Origin of the sequence: Helicobacter sp. 11-8110, from assembly GCF_003288905.1 — a bacterium.
Lineage (GTDB): Bacteria > Campylobacterota > Campylobacteria > Campylobacterales > Helicobacteraceae > Helicobacter_D > Helicobacter_D colisuis.
Map to the genome: position 1 here is coordinate 1 of NZ_NHYL01000016.1, position 6,556 is coordinate 6,556.

Genomic DNA, 6,556 nt, shown 5'->3' on the forward strand with positions numbered 1-6,556 from the left:
ATACTATATTAATGTATATAAAGCCAAAAGAACACTTTTTTTATTTCAAAAAAGGAAGTGGAATTATAGCAGCATAAGCTTAAGGGAAGATTAAAGGAATGGGAAAAAATTAAAGTGGTAATTTTATTATTATTTTAAAACACAATATGTATTTATAAAAATTTAAGAATTTAAAAAGTATAATTTTTGCCTCATTTCAATTTTAAGGGATTTTTATGAGTTATTACACAATACCAAACTCTGTTTTAGAAAACGATTTCAACCTCCTAAGCAAGAGTTGTGAGGATTTTAAAAACGGCAAACTAGACGAAGCAACTTTCAAGGCAATTCGTGTGCCTTATGGAATCTATGAGCAAAGAGAAAAAAATACTTATATGGTTCGCATTAAAACGCACGGGGGACAAATCACACCCAAACAATTACTTGGAATTTCTAAACTAGCCCAAAATTATGCCAATCAAAGCCTACATATTACCACAAGAGGAGGGATTCAACTGCATTATGTGGATTTTGAAAATCTCTGCCTTGTTACGCAAGAATTACATAAACTAGGGCTTAGCGGTCGTGGAAGTGGAGGAAATTGTGTGCGCGGAATCGTAGGAGATGCACTCTCTGGAATCGCAAAAGACGATGTATTTGACATTCAACCCTACGCAAATGCCATCACAGAGAGAATGTTAGCCCTTAAAGATTCCTTTAATCTACCGCGTAAATTTAAAATTTCTTTTTCAAGCTCCAAAGCCGATAGAGCCACCGCAACCATTACAGATGTAGGTTTCATCGCTACCAAAAAAGGCAACAGAAAGGGATTTATCGTCTATATTGCCGGGGGAATGGGTTCAAAAAGCCGTTTGGGACATAAGATTACAGATTTTCTCCCTGCTAAAGAATGCTTTTTATTTGCCCAAGCCGTAAAACAAGTGTTTGATAAATACGGCAACAGAGAAAACAAGCATTCCGCTAGACTAAGATTCTTAGCTGATAAGATTGGCATTGAGGAGCTAACAAAACATATAGAACAAGAAAAGCAATCCATTCAAGAATCGCAAAAAGATTGGGAGATTAAAACTAGTAAAACTTCCCTTAAGCTACCAAACCTAGAGCACAAAGCCCTACCCAAAATGACAAAAGAGGAAAAACTTTGGTGGAATCGCTTTGTAAGAGAGCAAAAGCAAAGTGGCTATTTTTATGCTAAAGTGCCACTTACTCTAGGCGACATTCCCTACAAAAGTGCGGAAAAATTAGCAAATATACTAAAAGATACAAATCCACACTGCATTGCTTTTGGGCAAAATCAGAATCTTTATGTGAGGAATCTAAGTGCAGAACAAATGCTAACGCTTTATCCAATTCTTACAGAATTTTCTCCCCAAAGCAAACAAGCAACTATTTTTGGGGATATGGTTGCTTGCACGGGTGCGGCGACTTGTCAGCTTGGAATCGCGCGTCCTAGAGGGGCAGTGCTAGAGATTGAAAAATATTTGCTTCAATCAAAAATAGATTTGGACGCACTGCAAGACTTCAGGATTCAACTCTCGGGCTGTCCAAATTCTTGCGGCAACCATTTCACTGCAAATTTAGGATTCTTTGGCAAAATCCAACGACAAGGCGGAATCCCCTACCCTGCCTATAATGTTGTAGCAGGAGGAGTTGTAGAGGAGGGAAAAACAAGATTTGCTAAGAAAATCACACAAATTGCAGCTTTTTATCTGCCCGAATTTGTCTATAAAGTCCTTACCCGATTCCTTGAAGTTAAAAAACAATTTAAAACCTTTGAAGCTTGGGTGGATTCTAGTGGCGAGGAAGAAATTATCAAAATTGCAGAATCATTTGCAAAAATTCCTGAATTTGCAGAAAATCCTAAACCTTATTATGATTGGAGTAGCGAGGAATTATTTTCTGTATCTTTAAAGAAAAATGGTATTGGAGAGGAAAATTAATGCAAGATTCCTTTACGCTTCCTATTGCATTAACACCCAAGAAAACGCTACTAATTGGTGCTGGGAGTGTTGCCAAACAAAAACATATTGCATTAAAAGATTCCAAATGGGAAGTCCAAATCATCGCAAAAGCAATAAAAGATTCCTATTTTAGAAACTTGAATGTAGAAATTGGAGAGATTCAAGATTCCTTGCTTCAAGGCTTTGAGCTTGTCATTGATGCAAGTGGAGATGAAAAACTCGGCACATTTTTGTGGGAGAAGCGCAAAAAGTTTGGATATCTTTTAAATGTTGTGGATAATCCTAAGCTGTGTGATTTTTATTTTGGGGCGATTGCGCGTTATCAAGATTTAAGTGTGCTTGTAAGCACCAATGGCGCAAGTCCGATTCTCGCACAAAGCATAAGAGATAAAATTGCTAGAATTTTGCCAAATTCTCTTGAACCATTGGTAGCAAAACTCAAAAAAATGCGTCAAAATCTAAAAATAGACGAATCTAAAAAAGAACAAATTAAAACAGAATGCAAGGAGTCTTTAGGCAAAGTTTTCATCATCGGTTGTGGTCCAAATAGTTTGCAAAGCCTAACCCTAAAAGCATTGGAGACTTTTGAAATTTTAGATGTGGCACTTTTGGATAACTTAATCGGCAAAGAAATTTGGAATCTCTTGGAGAATCTTGGTGTTACTTGCATTAGTGTAGGCAAACAAAAAGGCAAACCAAGCTACACGCAAGAAGCCATTAATGCACTAATGCTAAAATACGCAAAAGAGGGTAAAAATGTCGGTAGATTAAAGGGTGGAGACCCCGTAATCTTTGGTAGGGTCTTTGAGGAGGGAAGCTTTCTTAAATCCCATAACATAGAGGTAGAATGCGTTAGTGGATTAAGTTCAAGCTTAAATGGAGCTTTAAGCAGTGGAATCACACCAACTTTGCGCGGAGTCAGTGCTGGAGTTTTAATTGTTTCTGCACATTTAAGGGAGAGTGTTTTCCATACAGAGTGGCTACATTACCTTAAAGATTCGCCTTATACCCTCATTGTAATGATGGCTTATAGCTTTGCGGACAAAATCGTTTTAAACGCTAAGGAGCTTGGAATCCCGCTTTCACTTCCTGCGGCGTTTATTTCCAAAGTGGATTCCAAAGAACAAAAATCCATCATTGGCACATTAGGGCAACTAGAGCAAATGGCAAAACTCTGTGATAAACCTGCAATCTTAATACTAGGCAAAGCAGTAGGAGAGTGTCTATGTATGCCCTTTGAGGGGCAAAGAATTATTTTATAAAATCATCAACATCATCAATAATTTAAAAATTAAGGTTAAAAATGAAAGAAATAAAATGGTTAGCAAAAGAGGATAGTTGGGCTAATATTATTGGCTTATTTTTGGTTTTGGGCATTAGTGCCTTTTGGTTTTTGGACGGATCCTCTGTCATCAAGGTTTTAAATGTGAAGTTTGCCTCTTGGAATGGGACAGATATTTTGAGTGCCTTTAAGAATCTCTCTGTTTTGAACTTTGTTGTGTTGTTTTGTTTTTTTGGAATTTGGTTTAGCATTGTTGCAAGATTCTTAAACAAGAGCTTGAAGCCCTTTATTGTGAGCTTTGTGCTTTTGTTTTTGCTTAGTGTGATTGTGTTTTTAATCAGTAGCCACACAAGCGCGAAAGAATATCAACTAGAATCTCCCTTAGTTGCGCTATTGCTTGGGTTGCTTTTGGGGAATTTTGCAAATCTGCCACAATGGTTTAAGGATTCCTTGCTTACAGAATTTTATGTGAAAATTGGAATCGTGCTTATGGGCGCAACGCTTCCTTTAACACTTCTTATTAATGCAGGTGGAATTGCGATTTTACAGGCTTGTATCATCACAATTATCACCTTTTGGACGATTTACTTTGCCGCAACAAAACTTTTCAAGCTTGACCCAAGCTTTGGAGCTACTTTAGGGGCTGGAGGTTCTATTTGTGGCGTGAGTGCTTCCATTGTGATTGGAAATGCTGCAAAGGCAAAACAAGAACATATCAGCCTCGCCATTAGTATTGTTGTTTTATGGGCTGTGGTAATGGTGATTTTACTGCCACTTTTTTGTAAGGCATTGGGCTTAGATGCGGGAGTGGCTGGAGCTTGGATTGGGACTTCAGAATTTGCGGATTCTGCGGGATTGGCAGCTGCACAATCTATCGGCGATGAACGCGCAATTGCAGCTTTTACACTCATCAAAGTGATTGGTAGAGATATGTTTGTAGGGATTTGGGCGGTGCTTGTAGCGTTTTTATCTGTTGCGGTATGGCACAAGCAAGAAAATACGCAAGTTGGTATTGGGACGATTTGGGAGAGATTTCCGAAGTTTATTTTGGGATTCCTTATCGCCTCTGTGCTTGTAAGCTTCTTTACCCTTAACCTAGATTCTGCAAATAACCAACAATTCTCCAAAGAAGCACTAGGTTTGATTAAAACTTTGCGGAATTGGGTTTTTACTTGGACTTTTCTTTGCATTGGTTTAAATACGGAGTTTAAGAAAATTATCGCAGTGGGCTACAAGCCTTTGGTGGCATTCACGCTTGGAGTAGCGGTGAATCTCCCGCTTGGCTATTTACTCTCTGCTTATTTGTTTGAGGATTTTTGGACGAACTTTATGCGCTAAGCGGGTTTGCGTCCTTGCTAGCAGACAAACCCTACTCAAGGACGCAACAACATATCAATCCATAAGAATCTTTAATACAATTTTTAAACTTATTTATCCAACTCCTCACACATTCTCTCAAATTCTTGATAATATTTCCAAGACTTTACAATATCGGGATGATTTGCCTTAATGTGCGTAAATTCCTTATCAAAATAACCCTTATAAACTTTGCGTATTTGGGGGTTTTCTTTAAAGTATTCTAATACTTGAGATTCTGTTACCTTGTTTGCTTCAATACTGGTTGTCTTAGCTTTAAGAAGCCTTAAATACTCCTGCATTTTCTCTGCTATCTTTTGCCTCAAAGCAGAGTCTTGCATTATTTTTTCAAAATCACTTTTATCAACAAAAAAGCCCCACTTTTATTCCAAAATAATCCAAAGAGAGCCTAGGGAGAATATCTATTTTATCTTGCAGAGAATGAATTTGTTGTTGCACAAAGACTTGAATCTTTTTATTGATGTAAATCGTAATAGGCAATAAATATCTGTATTGATTGTTGATTTTGCTTGTAAAAAATTCTCTATCTTTTTCTTGTGGCAGAGGAAATCCAAACTCTTTGGCTAATTTCATCATTGTATCAAAAGTTCTCTCTCCCACAATCTCTTGCATATCAAGATATTTGACATATTTTGCATTGGGTAACATTTGAACAATCTTATCATAAATCCAAATCTCTGGAGAACCGCAGAATACATTTCCATTGCTAAAATTTCCTAAAATATCCAAATGCGGTTTATCTTGCCCCCCATAGGTAACCCTATCCACCAACAATTCCATAGGGTCATCAATAGAATATTGTGTTTTTCCAGTTTTAAAACTTCCGTGATTTACTCCGTGCTTTAATCTACCAACAGAATCCCTTACATCCATCAAAAGAGGAACTTCAGAATCCATTAAAGAAAATAATTTTTCCCTATGCAATTCTTTCCTATCATCAAAACTAACCCAAACAAGCAGATTTAAACTTCTTTCTCGCAAATAAAGATATGCTTTTTTATAGACTTTATCAAATGGAGCCCCCACATACAACATTGAAGTTCCCAATTTTCCTAAAAAACTTCCAAATGCCACACAACCACTCAACCCAAATAAAGCCCAAATACAATCATACCCCCTCGGCAATGGCAAATTCAAATCCCAAGCAAGTTCAGGTGGTATGCTCTCATAGCTTAGATTAGGATAAGGTTGTATAGATTCTGCACTTTTACTTTGGGATTGTAGATTTTGAGCTTTACAATCTGTTTTTATACTTTGGCATTTATCATTACAAGATTCTGCGTTAGTAGAATCGTGGCAATCTATAATCTTATCAACCTTTGATCCTGCAATGGAATCTTTAAAGTATGCAACATTATGGATTGCTTCGTCTCTCACTTTGTTCGTTCCTCGCAATGACAAAGCAGAAAGTTTATTGTCCTTGCAAGATTCTACTTTTGCATTCAATCGCTCTGGATTTAATAAAGGAGGATAAGGGTGATTGGTATTAATATATTTTTCTTTAAACTCTTTGGAGTTAAACCAAGAGTTTATCTCCTCATAATGTTCAGCAATAAATTCTAAATGTTTTTGCTTGTCTATTATGCAATGGCATTGTATTAGAATTTTATAAATTTTAAATTTATTAGCATTTTTTAGTTTTAAAATCCTAAAAAACATTAAAGTTTTCTGTAATCATAAGGGAGTATTGTTCTTAATCTTTCTTTTAGTTTTTTGCATCTATAAGCTAAAGCCCATTTCAAACCAAATCTGTGATAAATTTTAGAACCTCTACCCATTTGAGAATCCTTGATTCTTAAGTAAAGATTGTTGGGAATTGATTTTAAGCTTTTGGATTATTAAAGAGAGAGAAATATTTAAACTTAAAGAGAAAGAAAGAGAGATAAGCAAAAAGATTAAAGGGTGTTTTATATAAAAAGAGGAAATAAATTAAGAG

General features: G+C 36.3%; 5 protein-coding genes. 3 read left to right on the forward strand and 2 right to left on the reverse strand.

The window, feature by feature from the left end; genetic code table 11:
- Positions 1-215: 215 nt before the first annotated feature.
- From CCY98_RS08325 to CCY98_RS08335, 3 genes are read left to right on the forward strand one after another with little or no spacing between them, the layout of a single operon-like run.
- The gene (locus CCY98_RS08325; protein ID WP_112058086.1) at positions 216-1,940 is read left to right on the forward strand and encodes a nitrite/sulfite reductase; all 1,725 of its coding nucleotides are present in this window, start codon (positions 216-218) and stop codon (positions 1,938-1,940) included.
- Complete coding sequence (locus CCY98_RS08330) at positions 1,940-3,223, forward strand: SAM-dependent methyltransferase (RefSeq protein WP_112058087.1); 1,284 nt, start codon at positions 1,940-1,942, stop codon at positions 3,221-3,223. The genes CCY98_RS08325 and CCY98_RS08330 overlap by 1 nt, the downstream gene beginning before the upstream one ends.
- A gap of 41 nt (positions 3,224-3,264) precedes the next feature.
- Positions 3,265-4,581: a putative sulfate exporter family transporter gene (locus CCY98_RS08335; RefSeq protein WP_112058088.1), complete on the forward strand. Its 1,317-nt coding sequence runs from the start codon at positions 3,265-3,267 to the stop codon at positions 4,579-4,581.
- Between the two features lie 89 nt (positions 4,582-4,670).
- Here CCY98_RS08335 and CCY98_RS08340 read toward each other — a convergent pair whose 3' ends face one another.
- Positions 4,671-4,940 (reverse strand): DUF2972 domain-containing protein, encoded by a 270-nt coding sequence (locus tag CCY98_RS08340; RefSeq protein WP_112058089.1) that lies wholly within the window; start codon positions 4,938-4,940, stop codon positions 4,671-4,673.
- Between the two features lie 22 nt (positions 4,941-4,962).
- The gene (locus CCY98_RS08345; protein ID WP_112058090.1) at positions 4,963-6,279 is read right to left on the reverse strand and encodes a DUF2972 domain-containing protein; all 1,317 of its coding nucleotides are present in this window, start codon (positions 6,277-6,279) and stop codon (positions 4,963-4,965) included.
- Between the last annotated feature and the right edge of the window lie 277 nt (positions 6,280-6,556).

Excerpts from the sequence above, each read along its gene's own strand:
- CCY98_RS08340 (WP_112058089.1), bottom strand. The coding sequence starts at position 4,940 with ATGCAAGACTCTGCTTTGAGGCAAAAGATAGCAGAGAAAATGCAGGAG.
- CCY98_RS08335 (WP_112058088.1), top strand. The coding sequence starts at position 3,265 with ATGAAAGAAATAAAATGGTTAGCAAAAGAGGATAGTTGGGCTAATATT.
- CCY98_RS08345 (WP_112058090.1), bottom strand. The coding sequence starts at position 6,279 with ATGTTTTTTAGGATTTTAAAACTAAAAAATGCTAATAAATTTAAAATT.
- CCY98_RS08325 (WP_112058086.1), top strand. The coding sequence starts at position 216 with ATGAGTTATTACACAATACCAAACTCTGTTTTAGAAAACGATTTCAAC.
- CCY98_RS08330 (WP_112058087.1), top strand. The coding sequence starts at position 1,940 with ATGCAAGATTCCTTTACGCTTCCTATTGCATTAACACCCAAGAAAACG.